Here is a 19,186-nt window from a genome sequence, read left to right as displayed (position 1 = left end):
TTCACAAGTTGCGGGCTTGTAGCTCAGTGGATAGAGCGTCTGCCTCCGGAGCAGAAGGTCGTGAGTTCGAATCTCATCAAGCCCACATTTTGTGTTAGTATTAATTTCCTCCAAGAAGAGCAAAAGTACCGTAGTATACAGCAGCGATTAAAGCTATAGCAGGAATAATTAAGCACCCAATCATAAACACATGATCGCGTTTATTCACATGGCTTATACGTGCATGAGATCTTGGGTTTTCTCCGCCAAATCCACGCGCTTCCATAGCCGTAGCCAAAGTTGTAGATCTTCGAATAGACAGCACCAAAAGAGCAAAAGCTTGAGGCATAAAAGCCTTAATCTTACTATCATCGCCAAGTCCGCGAGAACGCCTAGATGCGCTGAGAGCAGCCCAATCATCTTGAAGGACGCTAAACAATCGCATACCAGCTAATCCACCGTAAACAAACCTATCTGGCAATTTCATAACTTGACTAAAGGCATCAGCTAAATCAGTTGCATCAATGCCAATAACAGTAACAATAGCTGGAACACCGATAGCTAAAATTCTGATGAATGTTGCAATTGCAAGAGTTGTGGAATGATCACTTACATGAATAATTCCCCAATCAAACCATGTTGCTCCACCTGATTTACCATACAACCACACTGCTAATGCAGATCCAGGAGCACCAACCCATACAGGCCAAGAAAGTTTAATAACTCGCCAAGGGTTCATTTTAACAACCCAAAGAATCACAAACTCCAAAACCAAAGCTATTGTTGCAGAAAGCCAGTCGAGAGTAAACAAAAGCGGAACCGAAAGTAGGAAAGCTCCAAGCATCCTATACACAGGATTCAAAGATGCCAAGAATGGAGAATAACTTGATGCGCGAGCTGCCTCATCACGATGGTTCACATCGCTAACTTCTATTCGAGATATATTCGTTGCATCTGTTGACGAAGATAATGCTAAAGATTCTTGTGAATTATCTACATTTTCAGACTCATAAGATTCGTTATTAGTGGAATCCACATTAGTTTTAAGTTCCACTAAACGCGCTCCAAGTGCATCTACTAACTCTCTATCATGAGTAACAACAATAACACTAACGCCATCTGCGCGAAGGCTTGCAATGAGTTTTATAATTTGTAACCAAGTTTTACGATCCTGTCCAAAAGTCGGTTCATCTAAAATTAAAACTCTTGGAGCTGCAGCCAAAGATGCGGCAACAGTAAGTCTACGCTTTTCACCTCCAGATAAAGTGTATGGGTTTGCGTTAGCATATCTAGATAGGCGGAATCTATCTAATAAAGACTCTGCTTTAGTTTTAGCGTCTTCTTCACTCATTCCAGTTCTAATAGGACCTAGCATAACTTCTTCAAGAACAGTTCCACACGCAAACTGATGTTCTGGATTCTGGAAAACGTATGAAATTCTTTTAGCAAGATCAGTAGACTTCCACTTCATAGGATCGGTGCCGCCTGCACCTTCGCAAAGATCCTCACTAGCTACAACCTGACCTTCTAAAGCAGGAATTAATCCTGCCAAAGTTAGAGATAAAGTGGATTTTCCAGCACCGTTTGCTCCAACTAATGCTGTGATTTGTCCAGAATTAAATTTCAAATTTATATTTTTTGCTATTGGAGTACTCGTATGACTAATCGCAAGGTTTTCTGTTGATAGAACTACTCTTCCATCACCTTTTGCTGGATCGCAATCTGGTTCACCTTCAACATAAATCCTACCAATTTTGCAATCTTGCGGATCTTTATACTTGTCAGGAAGCCAAATCCCAAGGTTTTCAAAATCAAGATCGCTTCTACTGAACACTTCGTCTGGAGTTCCATCTGCAACAATAACTGTTTGCGCAAACTCGTCTCGCGCAATATCATCATCGTGAACATAATTATTTTCTTCAGTATTGTTCACAGAATTATCAAGACCAAGAACCACTACTCTATCAATCAAATCAATCCAAGGCTGCGCATGATGTTCTACAAGAACCATTGTTGCATTGGTATCGTCTAAAACTTTACCAACAGCTTTTACAATCTGATTAACACCATCTGGATCTAGATTCGCAGTAGGCTCATCTAAAAGAAGCACGCTTGGCTTCATAGCCAATGCTCCAGCCAATGCCAGACGCTGCATTTGACCACCACTTAAATGGGCGGTAGAACGGTGTAACTGTAATCCTTCTAAACCTACTTCTTCAAGACTTTTATTAACAAGATCCCATATTTCTTTACGAGGAACATTCATATTTTCAGGGCCAAAGGCGACGTTATCTCCTAAACGCTGAAAAATAGCTTGAGCTTCTGGATCTTGTAACACTAATCCCACTCGCCCACGCGCTTTATGAACTGGTAAATCATCTACGAATACTGAGCCTTCGCTTACACCGCCATCTTCATCTTCTACTAAAACATTCTTCTTCGAATCAGGCTTTGAATTATTTGAGCTAGATTTAACAATATCACTACCAATCAGCCCAGCAGCACCTTCAAGAATTGTGGATTTGCCTATGCCCGATGCACCAAGCAACAAAACTCTTTGCCCTGCTTCAATTGTTAGGTTCAACCCGCGTACAGCAAAATGTTTGCGAGAAGCATGACGATAACCCCAATTATCAAAACGTAGCTGAGCATTGCAGCTAGCCGATGGAAGGAATGTTTCGGCATCCTGCGTATTAGTTTTGTTCAAAACTGGCGTTTCAAATGCATCAGGCATAGCAAAATCCTTTATGGCAATGATTTTTATTTAATTATTTTCTATATATTTTTTAATTTTTTCTTTTAGAATAATTTAGATCTGCTACGGACTTTTTAACGACCTAAAAATCCTAAAAATGTCTTTATTACAAACACGTTTTTGACTTATCCTAATAAACAAAACGTCATATCAGTGAATTACGTCGCTGATTGCATTGCAATAAAACATTTTCTTTCGACATAGATATGTGCCTTACCGTTCTTCCACTACGACTTATGCGCTGGCTTAAATCGTAGGTCACCATTAAGGCACGGGAAAAACAGATCTCCGTGCGCCAGCATTACCTGGATTCACGTTCAAGCGGTTTCTCTCAGCTTTACAAATTAATGCAAAGCACCCGTGTCGTGTGAAGATTTTACGTCATTGCGTAGACTCGTATACAAACGCTCAAATTTTATATAGCGATTGTATACGAGTTGTTAAGTTTACTTAGCTAGACGATCTAAAAGCAAAGCTTCAGTTACAATATTCGATTTCAAACCAGAAAGAGAAATCGACTCGTTAGGACTATGCGCATTAGACTTTGGATCTTCTGGTCCAGTAACCAAAACCTGAGCTTTAGGGAAAATTCGTTGCAATTCTGGAATAAATGGAATCGAACCACCTTCGCCCTTGTTAATAGGATCCACGCCAAAAGCATCCTTCATAGATGCGAGCGCATCTTTAGTTGCAATTGCATTTGGATCCATAGCCCAACCCATGCCATTATCTAAAGGCTCTACAGTAACCTCTGCCCCAAATGGTGCATTAGATACTAAGAAGTCACTCAATGCTTTTTGCGCTTCTTCTGGACGCTGGCAAGGCGCAGTTCTAAGCGAAAGTCGCAAGCGCGTTTCGTGAGCAATCACATTAAAGCTTTCCTCTACTGGATGAGCATCCATACCAATAACAGTCAAGCTAGGCTTAGTCCACATACGAGCAGCAAGGGAACCAGTACCAGCAAGCTTGTAAGAATCCACTACTGAAGAATCTGCGCGAACTTGAGCCTCATCCAAATCACGTTGCAAACCGCCAACAGGCTCTTGCGATTCAATTCCAGGAACAGCCAAATCACCTTCCTTGTTATAAAGAGAAGCAATAAGCATTGAAGCAAGCGTGTATGCGTCTAAAATTGGTCCGCCAAACTGTCCAGAATGAACCTGATGTCCAAGAACCTTCACTTTAACGTCTACAGTAGTGTTTCCGCGCAAGCTAGTAGTAAGACTTGGAACATCCGCAGACCAATTTCCAGAGTCGGCAACAATAATAACGTCTGATTCAAACTCATCTTTATGAGCTTCGATGAATGGAATGAAACTTGGAGAGCCCATTTCCTCTTCACCTTCAATAAATACCTTAATATTTACGCCTAAATCTTCGCTTAAAGCGCGCAAAGCACCGTAGTGAATTGCAATTCCGCCGCCATCATCAGCACTACCGCGGCCATACAAGCGACCATCTACTTCAGTTCCTTTGAAAGGATCAGTATTCCATTCGCTTGCATCTGGAACAGGCTGAACATCGTGATGAGCGTAAAGCAAAACAGTTGGAGCGCTAGGATCCACAATACGAGATCCAACTACTTCAAAAGCTCCAGGAGTACCATCCGGATTCTGAGACTGCTCAACGCGAGCATCTACACCCACTTCGCGCAAAACTTCAGCCACATACTCAGCCGAAGCACGCATATGATCTCCAGTAATGCCTTTAGCAGAAACAGCTCCTAAAGAGATCTTCTTATTTAATACGCTAATAACGTCTTCCCAAGCGTTTTGCACGCGCGAGCGCACATCAGCAACCTCTAAACCAGCCATAAGTCCTCCAAAAAACAGTAGATTAGTAAAAACATTAGTTGAATTACTACTATCAGACTATTCATAACCAACGAAATTGCTCATAACGCGTCTAGTCTGTTGGGTAATCTGCAAACATGACATGGAATCCATTCGTAAAAAAATCTGCTGATAATGGTGCACAAAATGGCAATCAATCAGCGACTAATGAAAATAGTGAAAATAAAATAGAAAATAAGGCAAAGACTCGCACAAAAAACGCTCCAACGCCGAAGCAAAACGAAGCTACAGCGCAGAATCTTAGACCGTTAGTTCCAACGGATAGAAAAGCAAGCGCAAAGGCTGCGCGAGCCAGATTGCGCGAAAAAGAAAATGCTCAATACGATGCGATGAAAAATGGAGACTTAGCTCATATGCCAAAGTCGGAGCAGCTTCCATGGAGAGTTTATATTAGAGATTATGTAGATGCGCGTTTCAATATTGGCGAATTTTTTGTGCCGTTTGCAATCGTTATTATGCTCTGCATATTCTTAACTCAAAACTTCTTATCCACTAAGTATATTGCTCTATATTTTGCTCTTGCGATTGTTCTTTACGCATATCTTTTTGCTGCAATTATTGACGTTATAATAATGTGGCGTAAGCTTCGTAAAGAGCTTGTTAAACGATACGGCGAAGTTTCTGTTGGCAAAAGCTCTAGATCTGCTATGTATGCTTGCAGTCGAGCAATACAAATGCGCAGATGGAGACTCCCAAAGCCAAGTACACCAAAGCGCGGTAATTGGCCTAAATAAATCGCTAGTATACTAACAAAGCTATGATTTATAGCATAAGCGTGTTTAGGGTATGATTACTAAGCAATAAAGCAACAAAATACAAAGCAATAAAACGCTAATATTATGTATTAGGGGATAAACGCAAATGGCAAACGATAAACCAAAAGGCATTAAGAAGCCAGGCATGATTTCACAAATTATGCGTATCTACAAGTACACGCATACAGACGATAAGCAGCTTCCACTTTGGCTTGGCTTAGCTTTTGTAGCTCCTGTTGTGCTGTGCATTGTAGCTGGTGTTATTCTTAGATGGTCCATTTTGACTTGGATCATGATGGTAATAACAGCACTTATGCTGGGTCTTTTACTGTTTACTGTTGTTCTCACTAAACGCGCAGATAAGGTTGGCTATGCAAGACTAGAAGGAAAGCCTGGAGCTGCGGCTGGCATTGTATCTGCTATTAACAAAGGCGGATTTACTTTCCCTCAACAACCAGTGTGGGTTGATCCTCGCACAAAAGATGCTATTTGGCGAGGAACTGGTTTTAACGGAATCTTCCTTGTTGGCGAAGGTAACTATGAGCGTTTAAGCCAAGCTATGAATCGCCAAGAGCACGCGATTAAAAGTGTTACAGCAGGATCTAATATTCCTGTTTACCGCATTTGCGTCGGTAATGGTGAAAATCAAGTTAAACTTAGGGATTTAAGAAGTAAGGTTTTAAAAGCTAAAACTTTAATGCCTACAAATCACAAGTTTGCTTTGTTTAAGATGATTCACCCTAATCGTCGCTTCTTCCTCACTAAAACTGAGCTTGCAATTTTGAATGATCGTTTGCGTACGCTACAGGGCAAATCTGGGTTCGGTATTCCAAAAGGAATTGACCCAACTCATGCTCCTCGAGTAAGTCGCAGAGCTTTAAGAGGAAAATAAATCGTAGGTTTTATTTAAATAAAAGGCATAAAAATAAACCAGACGTTCCAATTGGTTCGTCTGGTTTTAATATATTTTAAGCGACTTTATATGACTTTACGCAATTATTATTCGCGCGTTATCTGCGACTCTACCCAATCCACAATGTAAGGAGCACACTCCTCCACTTGGTCCATTGCAATCTCAAACTCTTTAGGACCTCCGTACCATGGGTCCGCCAAATCCAAAACAGCTTCGCGACCAACTTGTGGCTTTTCTAAAGACGGATCAAAAGACCTATACATGTGAACAAGACTACGCTTTTGTGGCGGAATAATCCTGAGCAAAGATTGCATATGCGAAGCCGTCATTGGAAGAAAAAGATTCGTCTCTTCTATTTCATCTCGCTCAATCCTATGCGCAAAATGGCTTAACGGCAAAGAATAACCCCTACTTTTAAGCTCTCTTTGCGCACGTCTATCAATCGGATTTCCGTATTCTTCGTCACTTACGCCGCATGATTTTACAGCAACAACATCGCTTAATCCTCTAAGCTTAAACTCGTTACGCAAAACAATTTCTGCCATTGGCGATCTGCAAATATTCCCTGTACAAACCGTCATAACAACATACGGATGCTTAGCATCTACGTGAATTTTGTTTAAAGATTCCATACATATCCTTAATCTAGCTTATTTTTTAGCTTTAATTGGCTTATATACCATAAACTTATATTTTGCATCGAATTGTTTTGCACCAACTTTTATAGGCGATTCCTGCCAATCACCATCACGTGCAACTTTCCACAATCCATCATCTACAAGTTTTTGAATGTTAGGAGCAAACGTATCCGCTTCTACTCTAGTGTCAATTTGAGTTACATAGGCAGCATCAACAATTTGCGACTCAATCACTTCTCTAAAAATTGCTCCGCCACCAATAATCCAAACTGCGCTACCATCTTTAGGCAAATCTGAAGAATCTACATGCTCAATAGGATTATCTTCAATCCATTTTTTTGCGTAACACATTGCTTCTTCAATGCTTGTAAAACTTTTTGCACCATCTGGATTAAAATCTGGATTCCTAGAAACAACAATATTTTCTCGCCCAGGAAGAGGACGGAACTTTTCTGGCATAGAATCCCAAGTTCCCCTACCCATTATTACTGGGCAAGAAATTGTCATGGCCTTAAAATAGCGCAAATCTGGGGAAAGCCTCCAAGGCATACCGCCATTTACACCCATTGCGCCTAGGCGGCCTTCCAAATCGTATGCTTGCCCCCAAATTAAACGCACAGGAATATCGTTTGCCATAAAACTCCTAGTAAAAACTCAAACTAATAAGCAACTAATAAATAAAATCACACAGCTACAGGAGCTTTAATCGTAGGATGATGCTTATAATCAACAACCTTAAAATCGCTATAGTCGTAGCTAAAAATTGAATCAGCTTTACGAATCTCAAGCTGCGGATACGGGTACGGCTCACGCGAAAGCTGCTCAAGCACTTGCTCTACGTGATTATCGTAAATATGGCAATCGCCACCAGTCCACACGAACTCTCCTGGTTCCAATCCTGCTTGCTGAGCCATCATCATTGTTAAAAGCGAGTAAGAAGCAATGTTGAATGGCACGCCGAGGAACATATCGCAAGAACGCTGGTAAAGCTGGCAAGAAAGCTTGCCGTCAGCAACATAGAACTGGAAAAGCGAGTGACAAGGCGGCAAAGCCATATTCTCTACTTCTGCAGGATTCCACGCGCTAACAATCATTCGACGAGAATCTGGATGATTTTTAATAAGATCCATAACGTTCGCAATCTGGTCGATTGTGCGATTAGGATTTTCTTGCGTAGGCGCTGGCCAGCTACGCCACTGAACGCCGTAAACAGGACCTAAATCGCCATTTTCATCTGCCCACTCATCCCAAATATGCACGCCATTTTCTTGCAACCAGCGCACATTACTAGAACCTTTAAGGAACCAAAGAAGCTCGTACGCAAGTCCCTTAAAGAACACTGTTTTTGTGGTTATAAGCGGAAAACTCTTGCTTAAGTCAAATCGAATTTGTTGACCAAAAAGAGATATTGTTCCAGTACCAGTGCGATCCGATTTTAAAGTACCTTCCATAAGTATTTTTCTAACCAAATCCTCATAAGGTGTAGGAATATCGGAAGTAGGTTTCTGTGGTATGCGAGAGCGGATATCCGCAAGTTCTTCTTGAGTTAAAGCCATGAGATTATTTTATCATTAGCTAAATTCAACACCACCAAAAGTAAATATAAGAAATATAAGAACAAGAATCAAACTGAAATCAAAGCATGCTAGTTATAATAGGTTTGTCTTAAAAAATAAAAGTTAAAAACAAATAGACATAAGCACAAACATAATCACAATGTGTGAATGTATAAAAATGCAAAGGAGCAAAAATGACTAGAAGAATATGGGTTGAACGTTTAGAAGACGGGTCTTGGCAAGCACAAAGTGATGATGGTGCAACACTAAAATTTGGTAAAGGAGAAGGACAATTTTCACCTGTGGAACTAATGCAAATAGCTCTAGCTGGTTGCACAGCTTTAAGCAGCCAATACGCTGTTGAACATGCGCTCGGAGAAGGAAAAGGCGCTCGAGTTCTTGTAAATGGAACTTATGATCCAGAAGAAGGAACTTACTTAAGATTCCAAGAGGATGTAACAGTTGATGCTACAAGCGCGAAACCTGCTTTAAACGATGAAAATGCAAAAGAACTAAAAGAACGCATGGAAAGACATATCAACAAGGGTTGCACAGTTAAGCACACTCTTGAACGCGGCGCGCAAGTGCGTGTAACAGTAAATGTAAGACACTAAAAACGCTAAAAATCACAATTTGTGGCGCAATAACTTACACAATGCTACACTTTTAACGTTGTTAGAGCTATTTATGTAACTGGAGGAAACTTTGAAAATCGCGATTTTTACAGAAACATATCCACCATACATAAATGGCGTAGCAACACAATCATACATGCTTAAAAAAATGTACGAGGAACTTGGACACGAGGTTCTTGTTGTTACGGTTGGATCCGAAAGACAGCGAAAAACTAAGCTTGTAGACGGAGTTGTATACGTTCCAGGAATACTTCTTAAAAAGCTATACAAGTATAGAGTTGCAATTCCGATTGGAAACATGCGCAAAAAATTCCCTATCAACTTTAAACCAGATGTTATTCATATACAAAATGAGTTTGGTATTGGTGAAATAGGTCTAGAAGTTGCTAAAAAAGAACATGTTCCTGTTATTTATACTCTTCATACAGAGTACGATAAGTTCCTGTTTTATATTGGTCTAAAGCATTTTACAGAGTTTTCTAGGAATATTTCAGCAAAATATTTTACGCGATTTTCTAAAAATGCAACAATTATTACTAGTATGTCCGCTAAGGCTCAAGCTTATATTGATCGTCAAAAAGTCGATAAAAAAGTTGTTGTTCTTAGCAATGCAGTTGAATATAAAAAGTTCTTGCCTACACCAGAGCGAATTGCTTTTAGAAAAGAATTCCGTAAAAAATACGGTATTGCTGATTCCACGAAACTCTTCGTTTTTGTTGGAAGAATCGGAGCAGAAAAGAATATCTCTGAGCTTATTGACAACTTTATGTATTGCGATTTTCCACGCGAATTAGCTAGACTCGTTGTTATTGGCGGAGGGCCTGATTTAGAAGACTTGCGTAAGAAAGTAACTAGCAAAGGATTTGAAGATAGAATCTACCTACTAGGCCCTATTGAACACACGCAGATCCCTAAGTATTTGCACGCTATGGACTACTACACTACCGCTTCCCTATCGGAAATGCATTCACTTTCTATGCTTGAAGCCATGGCATCTGGATTATTTGCTCTCGTAAAGCACGATATTCCTAATGAGAATCAGATTATTAGTGGCAAAAATGGTTATCAGTGGGATTCTAAAGAAGACTTTAAACAAGTGTTTAGCCGCGTTCTTAACATGAGTGAAGAAGAGCAAGCACAACTAAAAGCAAATGTTCTTGAATACTCAAAGAACAATGACTTTAAAAAGCAAGCTCAAGAGCTAATTAAAATTTATAAACTTGCTATTGAAATGAACAATAACGAACTTGCTAAAAAACGCGCTGCTCGAGAGGCAAGACGCGCACGATTTTTACTTAAAAACAAGTAAAAATCAAACTTAAACAAATAAAAAGCACATAGTATATGCGTATATGCCTATTAGGCTAGCTTTGCAACAAAATAGCGTCCAAAACACTGTTTTAGTGCTCTGGACGCTATTTTCTACTACAAGCTACTTCTCTACTACAAACTACTAGTGAAGCGGATCAATAGTTTGCTCGATTTCTTTAGCAGCTTCAACACCAGCTTTTGGAACATCAACTGTATGAACGCCACTTATAGAATCAATAGCACTAGTATCGTTACTTACCTTAGACTGCTGTGCTACTTGAGCAGCACTTAACTCCACATACTTACGTGGAACCACATACACTGGTCTAGAAGAATGCTGCAACAAACCTTGGCTAATAGAACCAAGAAGCAATCCTGTAAAACCACCACGTCCTCGTGAACCCACAACAACCAAATCATTGTTTAAGCTCGCTTGAGTCAAAGCGTTTACAGCAGAACCTGGAACTACAGAACGATGAATCTTTAGATTTGGCAAACGCTGCAAAATAGGCTTTACTCTCTCATCAAGATCTTCCATATAAGATCCCATAACAGCAGTGTCACCTTCTGCACCCTGAACGCTAGGAACAGCAGAAATCACATCTAATTGTGCGTTCCAACTATCAGCCAAATCTGCAGCAATCTCAAGAGCTTTTAATCCCCACTTAGACTCGTCGGAGCCAACAGCAATATTAGAAATCTTATTATTCAAATGAATTCGTTGACCATCATCATCTGTATATGGAACAACAACGATTGGGCAATAAGCGTAGGCTGGAAGCGAAGAACTTGTCGTACCAAGCAAACGCTCAGCCAATCCACCTTTACCTCGGTTACCAATAACAATAAGCTGATAGTTCCTAGAAAGCTCTACAAACACAGAAGAAGGATCGCCAGTAACGATTAACGTTGTTGCATCCACACCCTGTTCTAAAGCTACAGCTTTTGCTTTAGAAAGAATCTCCTGAGCGTCTTGATGAGCAACATTATCATCGCCAATCGCAGTATAAGTCGCATCAAAAGATACAGCTGCATAACTAGGTAAAGAATATGCACAAACTATTTGAAGCTGTAATCCAGCATGCTTAGCATAATTAGATGCCCACCATACAGCCTTATAGCTCGCATGAGAACCATCAACACCTACAAGAACAGCTTTTTCTTGTGTAATAACACCTTGTGCCATCTAGATCCTCCTAGCATCGCGCGATTTTTTATTTTCTTAAATACTTTAAATACTAGAATAGCGCGTTTAAGGTAGTCGCGTCTATCGCGACACAACAAACCTAAGGATTAATGGCAAAATTAATTAAAAATAACCTAAAAACGTATCAAAACTACTAACAAAAACTAAAAGTGGTATCCATAAAATCATGAATACCACTCAAAATCAAATTGTCAGAAGATTCTACGAATAGAATAAGATCCCGAAAAAACGTATCTAATAGGATCATACTGAGTTCCAGCATACTGAGAATTAATAACCATTCCATTGCCAACATAAATAGATGCATGAGTGCCATTGGCAATTATGTCACCAGGCTGGGCCTGAGCTAAACTCGGAACAGCCGTACCTACAGTGGCCTGAGCTCCAGAAGTTCGAGGTAAAGAAATACCCATATTGGCAAAAACGTACTGCACAAAACCAGAGCAATCCCAGCCAGCAGGAGTTGTACCACCAGAACGATAAGGCACTTTACCTAAAAACTGAGCCGCAAAATTAAGCATCGCCGAAACAGACTGATTATCTGGAGGAGCAACAAAGTACGTCATAGGTCCAACGCCATTACGCGCTCCAGAACGGCTTGCAGCAGCGTCGAAGCCATCAGCAGAATTATTCTGTGCCTGTTGTTGCTGGCGAGCCTGTTCAAGCGCAAGTTCAGCAGCACTCTTAGTCTGCGGAACATTCAAAGACTCAATACCACCCCAATGAGAATTAGCATCAACATCGGTAGAAGTGGATTCTGTAAACAAATCACGCTTAACATCAGTAATCTTAGGGAAAGAACGTGTAGATGTAACTGCTGATTCTTCAGCAGAAGCGGAAGCACAAGCAAGCGGAATCATAGCAGCTACAAGCGCTGCAGATACAAAACCTGCAAATACAGAAGAAAAAATCTTATCTCGCTTAATCATCATTAGCGATGTTAGCATGTTAATACTACAAACTAAGACCACAAACAAAATTTGCACGCACTATTTACAGCACAACAATGCACACCTACACGCATAACAGCCAGAATAGACTAGAAAACCGCAAAACGTAGTAACAGATATCAATATTAAAATGTCAAAATATTAAAATGCCAAATAATCTAGTAATGGATAAATTCAAAAGCTGAAGTTTCATTCGGATTTACAACCCTAGAGAAGGTCCTACCGTGAAGCTCCGCACTAGACTCAGATGTTTCAATAGAACCATCAGGATTAATTTTTTCAACAACAGCAACATGACCATAAGTACGATTAACGCCAGCCTGACCGCGACCAAACACCATAATATCGCCAACATGACGAGGCGTACGATCTACCCAATATCCAAGTTTTCGAGCAGTCAAAGCCCACATCCAGCCGTCTCCCATATTGGAACCAACAGGAAGACCAAGCTGATGCCTACGAACATAAACCCACCAAGTGCACTGGCTAAACTCATACGCATTCCCAGAATCGCCAGAACTATGATTTGGATTAAATCCAGCAGGCAAAGAATTAACGTCTGAATCCATTAAAATAGCAACCTGCGGATTATTCGCAGAAGACTTAGACATTTCAGAAACTTTAAAATCTGAATTAGAACCTAAATCCCACTTAGATTCATGAGACGATCTAGTAGAGAAAGCGTTTAAATCAGCTTCGAGACCAGCAACAGCACTGCTGAACTTCAAATATTTATCAGCACGATCTAACTTTTCACGCTGACTAGAACGAGAAGCAGCTTGATCATTAGAATCATTGGAAAAATTAATCTCAGAAGCATATTGCTTTGAAGCAAAAGAACCCAAACCATCAGTCTTGCTCAAAGCCATAGACGTCAATGCGGCACCAACTATAGCTACTAAAGACGTAGAAACAATAATACAATTCTTACGTTCTCTAGATTCGCGAGCTAAACGAATCTCACGACGAGTACGAGGAGCAGAAGACATTTGCAAACTCTGAGCCACAGATTCGCTCAAACCCACAACTGCACCATTATTCGCACAAACCGCTTCGGCAGAACGCTCAGAAGTAGCACTGGAAGTATGAGAAGACGAAAAAAGCATAAAAGGCGAAACAAAACGCCCCTTTGCTTTCTTAGCACCATGTGCACCATGTCTCATAAAAAACCACTCCCGAATTGTTAAAGTATCACGTCAAAACGGCACCTACAAAGCTCAAGATTACAACGTGGTGCGGATGTGATAAAAATGGTGTCGAAAAAGAAAATAGTAAAATTTAAACGTATATCATAAACGTACATCATCAAAAAATATAACCAAAAATTGATATTAGACATCACTAGATGTATGGTTAATCATATGAAGCTAGCACCGATTATTAACCCAGATGCACGCAAAGAGACACCAAAGCCATTGCGCGTAGACCTGTGCAAAGCATTTATGGTTGGAACATTTCTATGGCTTATAGCATCAATAATCACTGTTGTGCTCGCAATCTTACACTTTCTACTATGGTTTTTTGCTATAGTTTGCCTTAGCGGATTCGTAATAGGTATTTTGCTTTTAATCTGGGAACACTTTGACCGTTGGGATTATAGAAGACTAGGAAAGTAAAACGCTTAATACGATTAAGCGAACTATTTTACATCCGATTTTGCAAGCGGAATCGCAAAATTAACCGTAGTGCCCTGCCCTGGTCTACTCCACAATGTAATGCTACCGTGATGAGTAAGAGCCACGTGCTTAGCAATAGCAAGACCCAAACCAACACCATCCTGACTGCCGTCGTTCTGGTTATCCGAACGATAAAAACGCTCGAAAATACGAGGCTGATCACGCAACGCAATACCAGAGCCACAATCAACAACACGAATCACTGCAAACTGAGAGTCATCAGACTTTAACGCTGAAATCGCCACACTGCTATTTGCTGAAGAATAGATAATGGCATTCTCAACAAGTTTACGCACAGCAGCGCTGATTTGTGAAAAACTTCCTAGAACACTAAGCGAAGAATCAGACTTAACACAAAGACGCACATTTCGACTCAAAGCAAGATCTGAAACTTGATTCTGAACATCTTTTAACACGCTCAAGACGTTCACAGCACTCGCCTTAGACACATCTATAGGCTTCTGAGCACTCATAAGAAGCAGAAGATCTTCCAGCATATGTTCCAGGCGTTTAGAAGACCTCTGAGCTTTTAAAGACACTTCCTTAACACGATTAAGAGTAACATTATTATCCTGCAAAAATTCTGTAAGACTAGAAATCATTCGAGTAGAGCTAATAAGTTGTTGAGAAACATTACTTATAAAATCATCTCTAGTCTGCTCAAAACGATGCGCAGCACTAGTGTCATTTAAAATAACAACAACCTTGCCTGCTCCAACACTTCCAATAGTAACATTAAGCCAATTAGGTCTAGAAACTGTGGAAGCATCAGACGATTTATCAGTTTTATTCGAAGAAAAGTCGCCAGCAACCGTAGCTGATTTTAATAACACAGCACTGTCACCAGCAAAATTACCATTAAAATCAGAGCCTTCACCAATAGTTATATACCGCTCAGGAGTAAAAGTAACTAAATCAAAACTCTCAAAACCGCCAGACTCGCGCACCCTATTTACAGAATCCAAAACTCTCGGTTGAACAATAGAATCATCAACAACAACACCAAGCGTATAACTATCAGAACTAGCTCGTAAAACATCATTATCAGCATCGATAACAATAGTCGCAGCAGACAGCATAGATAAAATCGCACACGCATCTGAACTTATATCATCTGAATTATTATCAACTGAATATTCATCATCTTCATCATCACTAAAACTACGTTTACCTAAAATTTTTAAGATCTTCTTAAAGCTACTACGAAAAATCCTACGCAAACCACCTGCTATAGGATTTACAACAGAACTAAAAAACGGTCTAAAAACACTACGAAATATTGGAAAAAGCGAATCAACAACAAACATAACAATTACGATTGCAACACAAAGCGCAATCAAAGCAAAAACAACAAACACCATTAAAGGCGAATATGGCGAATCTTGAAGCATACTCTTAAAGAATACTCTAACGCGCTCACATTTAAGCGACTAATACAGCGACTAATACATTTAACGCACGTGCGCACAGTAGTCTATACTTGATTAGGGCAATCTAAACAAACGCGAATATGCTCCAAACGCAATTGAGCGCGATTGAACGCAAGAAAGGACGCACCATGCGAGTGATTTTCAACGAAGAGATGAAGGCAGTTGCATTAAACATTGAACGCATGGCAGAGCTTGTTGCAAAAGCCATGAACGATGCTGGAAATGCTTTATTAAATGCTGATTTAGAATCTGCACAAGCAGTTATAGACAATGATACTCAACTAGATTCACTAGAAAATAGCGTTATAGATCAATGCTTAACATTGCTAGCTAGACAAAATCCTGTAGCAACAGATTTGCGAGAAGTAGTAGCAACCATGCGTTTGGCTGCGACTTTTGAGCGCATGGGAGATTTAACAAGTCACGTTGCGCAAATCGCAAGAAGAAATTGGCCTGATTGCGCAATACCAAGTCAAGCAAAAGAAACTGTTGAAAAAATGGTTGACTTTTTGCATGTTCTTGCAGGTCAATTAACAGACATGCTTTCAAATAGAGACGTTAATGTAGCAGATGCAATTATTCACGGCGACGACGTAATGGATAAGTTACACGAACACATTTTTGCGCTTGTAGAAGGCGAAGATTGGAACGGCACTAGAAAACAATTGATTGACTTGGTGCTTCTAAGCAGATTCATGGAGAGAATCGGCGATCATTCAGTTGCTGCAGCAAGGCAAGTTGTATTTATTGTTTCTGGATTTGACCCAACTAAGAAGCCAGAACCAGATAAAGACACGGTTGTGGCATAAATACGGTTGTGGCACAGAACACGATTTTTGAATAGAAACCTAAAAAGTAGCTTGTAAAATAAAAGTAGGCTTGCAATTAATTTTGCAAACCTACTTTTTATTTAAGTTAATTTAAGATAATTAAGCTAACTTAAGCTAATCAAACTCACTTCTGACCTTGAGCAGCCACGGCGGCAGCACCGGCAGCAGCAGCTTCTGGATCCAAATACTCACCGCGAGGCTTGATTGGCTTGAAGTTCTCATCCAACTCGTAAAGAAGCGGAATAGCTGTTGGAATGTTCACCTTGGAAATCTCTTCTTCGCTCAAGTTGTCAAGCATCTTAACGATTGCGCGCAAGCTGTTGCCGTGAGCCGCAATCATCACAGTCTTGCCAGACTTAAGCTCTGGAATAATATCGGACTCCCAGTAAGGAGTTACGCGAGTCACAACGTTCGCCAAAGCTTCAGTTTCTGGAACTGGATCGCCTGCGTAACGAGGATCATTCGTCTGAGAATACTCATCGTTTGGATCAATCTCAGGAGGTGGAGTTGCGTAAGAACGACGCCAAATCATGAACTTCTCATCGCCATATTCCTGACGAATCTCAGACTTGTTCTTACCTTGCAAAGCACCGTAATGACGCTCGTTTAAACGCCAGCTACGACGAACTGGAATCCACAAGCGGTCGGCTGCATCAAGCGCGTAATTCGCGGTGTTGATAGCACGACGAAGCAAAGAAGTGAACACGATGTCTGGAAGAACATTCTTCTCTTTAAGAAGCTCGCCACCATGCTTAGCTTCCTCGACACCCTGCTCAGTCAGCGGTACATCAACCCAACCAGTGAACTGATTGGTCTTATTCCATGCGCTCTGACCATGTCGGAGCAATACTAATTTATATGTCATAATTACCTAGTCTATTCGTTTCGTACGACTACTTGCATAAAAGTAAGCAAACACGAAAAATTTAATAGAAAAAGCCGATGAATGTTTAAACAACATCCAACGGCTTTACAATCTACTAAAATCTATCAGTTAGCGAAGAGGCTTTACGAGTGGGAAGGTAATCGTCTCACGAATGGTTGCGCCCGTAAGCGCAATCAGCAAGCGGTCAATACCCATTCCCATGCCGCCAGCAGGAGGCATACCGACGCCGAGAGCCTCAATGAAGTCCTCGTCAATATCCATTGCCTCAACATCTCCAGCCAAAGCATCCTTAGCTTGAGCCACAAAGCGCTCGCGCTGCACAACTGGGTCGTTAAGCTCGGAGTAGCCGGTTGCAAGCTCAAAGCCACGCACATACAAATCCCACTTTTCAACCATTCCTGGCTTAGTGCGGTGACCCTTAACAAGTGGGCTGGTTTCCACTGGGAAGTCGCGCACAAACGTTGGCTCATAAAGCTTATCCTCGTAGAAGTGCTCCCACAAGTGCTCAACCAACTTGCCGTGATTCTCCACTTCGTCGCGCTCAACGCCAAGCTTGTCTGCGATTGCGCCCAAATGATCAACAGAAGTTTCTGGCGTAATCTCCTCACCCAAAGCCTCAGAAAGCGAGCCGTACATGGTAATCTGCTTCCACTCGCCGCCAAAATCATACTCTTCGCCGTTAAGCAAAGTCACCTTAGTGGAGCCAAAAGCGTCGACAGCAGCCTTTTGAATCAGCTCTTTAGTAAGAGCTCCAATCGTATCGTAAGTGCCATAAGCTTGGTAAGCTTCGAGCATTGTAAACTCTGGAGCGTGAGTTGCATCCACGCCTTCGTTTCTAAAATCACGGTTGATTTCAAACACGCGATCAATGCCACCAACCAAGCAGCGCTTAAGGAAAAGCTCTGGAGCAATACGCAAATAAAGATCAATGTCGAAAGCGTTCATATGAGTTGTAAACGGACGAGCAGCAGCGCCGCCGTGAACCGTTTGCAACATTGGCGTTTCAACTTCCAAGAAGTCGTGGCTGTCGAAAGTGCGGCGAAGAGAAGCTACAGCATGAGAACGCCTGCGAACCATATCGCGAATCTTCTCGTCCGCAATCATGCCAATATAAGGCTTACGCGTACGAGTATCGTCGCTTAATTCCTTATGCAAAGCTGGAAGTGGCTGCAAAGCCTTAGCTGCAATTGCCCACTCAGTTGCGAATACGGAAAGCTCGCCAGTCTTAGAAGAAATCACGCGACCGCGAACATACAAATGGTCGCCCAAATCAACCATCTGTTTAAAGCTCTTAATAGATTCTTCGCCAATTTCCTTCTTGGAAACCATCGCCTGAATCGTAGTGCCGTCACCAGCAGAAAGCTTAACGAAGCACAAACCACCAGCATTACGCAAGAAAAGCACGCGACCTGCAATACCGACCTCGGTATCAGTTTCCTCGCCAGCTTCAAGCTTGCCATCAAAATCAGCACGAACCTTTTCGATAGTATCCGTAACATTAAGATGCACTGGGTATGGCTGCACACCCTCCTTAAGCATCATCGCACGCTTAGCAACGCGCATCTGCACCTGCTCTGGGTGTGCAAGAGGACCAAACTCTTTATTGCTTGGATCAATTGCTTCGTCAAGAGTAGCACCATCATTTACGCGCTTAGCAATAGCCTCATCTTGAGCGAGCAGCATCTCAGCATGCTCAACGGTGTCAATTTCATTGGCGTTATCTGTTACGTCATTTTCTGCGGCGTTTTGTGCGGCAGACATTGCAGTATTCGTGTCAGTCATAAACGCCAATTGTAGCTACTAGGGAATACA

At 41.2% G+C, this 19,186-nt stretch carries 17 protein-coding genes and 1 tRNA gene; 7 read left to right on the top strand and 11 right to left on the bottom strand.

Annotated features, from left to right (window positions below; genetic code table 11):
* Positions 1-12: 12 nt before the first annotated feature.
* Positions 13-85: transfer RNA gene (locus HXT24_RS03530), tRNA-Arg, on the top strand.
* 15 nt (positions 86-100) lie between these two features.
* Here HXT24_RS03530 and HXT24_RS03525 read toward each other — a convergent pair.
* The gene (locus HXT24_RS03525) at positions 101-2,713 is read right to left on the bottom strand and encodes an ATP-binding cassette domain-containing protein (protein ID WP_410312956.1); all 2,613 of its coding nucleotides are present in this window, start codon (positions 2,711-2,713) and stop codon (positions 101-103) included.
* A gap of 467 nt (positions 2,714-3,180) precedes the next feature.
* Positions 3,181-4,548 carry a dipeptidase gene (locus tag HXT24_RS03520; RefSeq protein WP_422119187.1) on the bottom strand — a complete coding sequence of 456 codons (1,368 nt, stop codon included), beginning with the start codon at positions 4,546-4,548 and terminating at the stop codon, positions 3,181-3,183.
* 116 nt (positions 4,549-4,664) lie between these two features.
* Here HXT24_RS03520 and HXT24_RS03515 point away from each other — a divergent pair, with 116 nt between their 5' ends.
* Positions 4,665-5,321: a DUF3043 domain-containing protein gene (locus HXT24_RS03515; RefSeq protein ID WP_422119186.1), complete on the top strand. Its 657-nt coding sequence runs from the start codon at positions 4,665-4,667 to the stop codon at positions 5,319-5,321.
* Between the two features lie 127 nt (positions 5,322-5,448).
* On the top strand, positions 5,449-6,234 hold the full coding sequence (locus HXT24_RS03510) for a DUF4191 domain-containing protein (RefSeq protein WP_101891869.1): 786 nt from the start codon (positions 5,449-5,451) through the stop codon (positions 6,232-6,234).
* A 107-nt stretch (positions 6,235-6,341) separates the two neighbouring features.
* Here HXT24_RS03510 and HXT24_RS03505 read toward each other — a convergent pair whose 3' ends face one another.
* From HXT24_RS03505 to HXT24_RS03495, 3 genes are read right to left on the bottom strand one after another with little or no spacing between them, the layout of a single operon-like run.
* On the bottom strand, positions 6,342-6,887 hold the full coding sequence (locus HXT24_RS03505; protein WP_004112487.1) for a low molecular weight protein-tyrosine-phosphatase: 546 nt from the start codon (positions 6,885-6,887) through the stop codon (positions 6,342-6,344).
* Between the two features lie 18 nt (positions 6,888-6,905).
* A complete protein-coding gene (locus HXT24_RS03500) occupies positions 6,906-7,529 on the bottom strand; it encodes a dihydrofolate reductase (protein WP_415686167.1) in 624 nt (207 codons plus the stop codon).
* A gap of 47 nt (positions 7,530-7,576) precedes the next feature.
* A complete protein-coding gene (locus HXT24_RS03495) occupies positions 7,577-8,449 on the bottom strand; it encodes a thymidylate synthase (RefSeq protein WP_019262028.1) in 873 nt (290 codons plus the stop codon).
* 194 nt (positions 8,450-8,643) lie between these two features.
* Here HXT24_RS03495 and HXT24_RS03490 point away from each other — a divergent pair, with 194 nt between their 5' ends.
* Together HXT24_RS03490 and HXT24_RS03485 are read left to right on the top strand one after the other, a co-directional pair.
* Positions 8,644-9,063, top strand: a complete 420-nt coding sequence (locus HXT24_RS03490; RefSeq protein ID WP_004116790.1) for an OsmC family protein — start codon at positions 8,644-8,646, stop codon at positions 9,061-9,063.
* 91 nt (positions 9,064-9,154) lie between these two features.
* Complete coding sequence (locus tag HXT24_RS03485; RefSeq protein WP_422119185.1) at positions 9,155-10,393, top strand: glycosyltransferase; 1,239 nt, start codon at positions 9,155-9,157, stop codon at positions 10,391-10,393.
* 144 nt (positions 10,394-10,537) lie between these two features.
* On the opposite strand, the gene HXT24_RS03480 is transcribed toward HXT24_RS03485, so the two are convergent.
* The 3 genes from HXT24_RS03480 to HXT24_RS03470 form a co-directional block, all read right to left on the bottom strand.
* On the bottom strand, positions 10,538-11,581 hold the full coding sequence (locus tag HXT24_RS03480) for a universal stress protein (protein WP_422119184.1): 1,044 nt from the start codon (positions 11,579-11,581) through the stop codon (positions 10,538-10,540).
* Positions 11,582-11,793: 212 nt separating this feature from the next.
* Positions 11,794-12,549, bottom strand: a complete 756-nt coding sequence (locus tag HXT24_RS03475; RefSeq protein ID WP_019262029.1) for a C40 family peptidase — start codon at positions 12,547-12,549, stop codon at positions 11,794-11,796.
* Between the two features lie 161 nt (positions 12,550-12,710).
* Positions 12,711-13,715, bottom strand: a complete 1,005-nt coding sequence (locus HXT24_RS03470; RefSeq protein ID WP_019262030.1) for a CHAP domain-containing protein — start codon at positions 13,713-13,715, stop codon at positions 12,711-12,713.
* A 198-nt stretch (positions 13,716-13,913) separates the two neighbouring features.
* On the opposite strand from HXT24_RS03470, the gene HXT24_RS03465 reads away from it, so the two are divergent.
* Positions 13,914-14,168 (top strand): hypothetical protein, encoded by a 255-nt coding sequence (locus HXT24_RS03465; RefSeq protein ID WP_029600549.1) that lies wholly within the window; start codon positions 13,914-13,916, stop codon positions 14,166-14,168.
* A 23-nt stretch (positions 14,169-14,191) separates the two neighbouring features.
* On the opposite strand, the gene HXT24_RS03460 is transcribed toward HXT24_RS03465, so the two are convergent.
* Positions 14,192-15,619: a sensor histidine kinase gene (locus tag HXT24_RS03460; RefSeq protein WP_422119183.1), complete on the bottom strand. Its 1,428-nt coding sequence runs from the start codon at positions 15,617-15,619 to the stop codon at positions 14,192-14,194.
* Between the two features lie 167 nt (positions 15,620-15,786).
* Here HXT24_RS03460 and phoU point away from each other — a divergent pair, with 167 nt between their 5' ends.
* Positions 15,787-16,467, top strand: coding sequence for a phosphate signaling complex protein PhoU (gene phoU, locus HXT24_RS03455; protein WP_029600550.1), 681 nt, complete (start codon positions 15,787-15,789; stop codon positions 16,465-16,467).
* 145 nt (positions 16,468-16,612) lie between these two features.
* On the opposite strand, the gene HXT24_RS03450 is transcribed toward phoU, so the two are convergent.
* Positions 16,613-17,353 (bottom strand): phosphoglyceromutase, encoded by a 741-nt coding sequence (locus tag HXT24_RS03450; protein WP_004112459.1) that lies wholly within the window; start codon positions 17,351-17,353, stop codon positions 16,613-16,615.
* Between the two features lie 129 nt (positions 17,354-17,482).
* Positions 17,483-19,156: a lysine--tRNA ligase gene (lysS, locus tag HXT24_RS03445; protein ID WP_422119182.1), complete on the bottom strand. Its 1,674-nt coding sequence runs from the start codon at positions 19,154-19,156 to the stop codon at positions 17,483-17,485.
* Positions 19,157-19,186: the final 30 nt, after the last annotated feature.

Source organism: Gardnerella sp. DNF00354 (assembly GCF_049262755.1).
Lineage (GTDB): Bacteria > Actinomycetota > Actinomycetes > Actinomycetales > Bifidobacteriaceae > Bifidobacterium > Bifidobacterium vaginale.
The sequence above is the reverse complement of the archived record's forward strand: the minus strand, read 5'-3'. Positions and strand labels throughout refer to the sequence as shown.

Coding starts and splice junctions, on each gene's coding strand:
- HXT24_RS03525 (WP_410312956.1), bottom strand. CDS start 2,713: ATGCCTGATGCATTTGAAACGCCAGTTTTGAACAAAACTAATACGCAG.
- HXT24_RS03505 (WP_004112487.1), bottom strand. CDS start 6,887: ATGGAATCTTTAAACAAAATTCACGTAGATGCTAAGCATCCGTATGTT.
- phoU (WP_029600550.1), top strand. CDS start 15,787: ATGCGAGTGATTTTCAACGAAGAGATGAAGGCAGTTGCATTAAACATT.
- HXT24_RS03465 (WP_029600549.1), top strand. CDS start 13,914: ATGAAGCTAGCACCGATTATTAACCCAGATGCACGCAAAGAGACACCA.
- HXT24_RS03515 (WP_422119186.1), top strand. CDS start 4,665: ATGACATGGAATCCATTCGTAAAAAAATCTGCTGATAATGGTGCACAA.
- HXT24_RS03520 (WP_422119187.1), bottom strand. CDS start 4,548: ATGGCTGGTTTAGAGGTTGCTGATGTGCGCTCGCGCGTGCAAAACGCT.
- HXT24_RS03470 (WP_019262030.1), bottom strand. CDS start 13,715: ATGAGACATGGTGCACATGGTGCTAAGAAAGCAAAGGGGCGTTTTGTT.
- HXT24_RS03495 (WP_019262028.1), bottom strand. CDS start 8,449: ATGGCTTTAACTCAAGAAGAACTTGCGGATATCCGCTCTCGCATACCA.
- lysS (WP_422119182.1), bottom strand. CDS start 19,156: ATGACTGACACGAATACTGCAATGTCTGCCGCACAAAACGCCGCAGAA.
- HXT24_RS03475 (WP_019262029.1), bottom strand. CDS start 12,549: ATGCTAACATCGCTAATGATGATTAAGCGAGATAAGATTTTTTCTTCT.
- HXT24_RS03490 (WP_004116790.1), top strand. CDS start 8,644: ATGACTAGAAGAATATGGGTTGAACGTTTAGAAGACGGGTCTTGGCAA.
- HXT24_RS03500 (WP_415686167.1), bottom strand. CDS start 7,529: ATGGCAAACGATATTCCTGTGCGTTTAATTTGGGGGCAAGCATACGAT.
- HXT24_RS03450 (WP_004112459.1), bottom strand. CDS start 17,353: ATGACATATAAATTAGTATTGCTCCGACATGGTCAGAGCGCATGGAAT.
- HXT24_RS03480 (WP_422119184.1), bottom strand. CDS start 11,581: ATGGCACAAGGTGTTATTACACAAGAAAAAGCTGTTCTTGTAGGTGTT.
- HXT24_RS03510 (WP_101891869.1), top strand. CDS start 5,449: ATGGCAAACGATAAACCAAAAGGCATTAAGAAGCCAGGCATGATTTCA.
- HXT24_RS03460 (WP_422119183.1), bottom strand. CDS start 15,619: ATGCTTCAAGATTCGCCATATTCGCCTTTAATGGTGTTTGTTGTTTTT.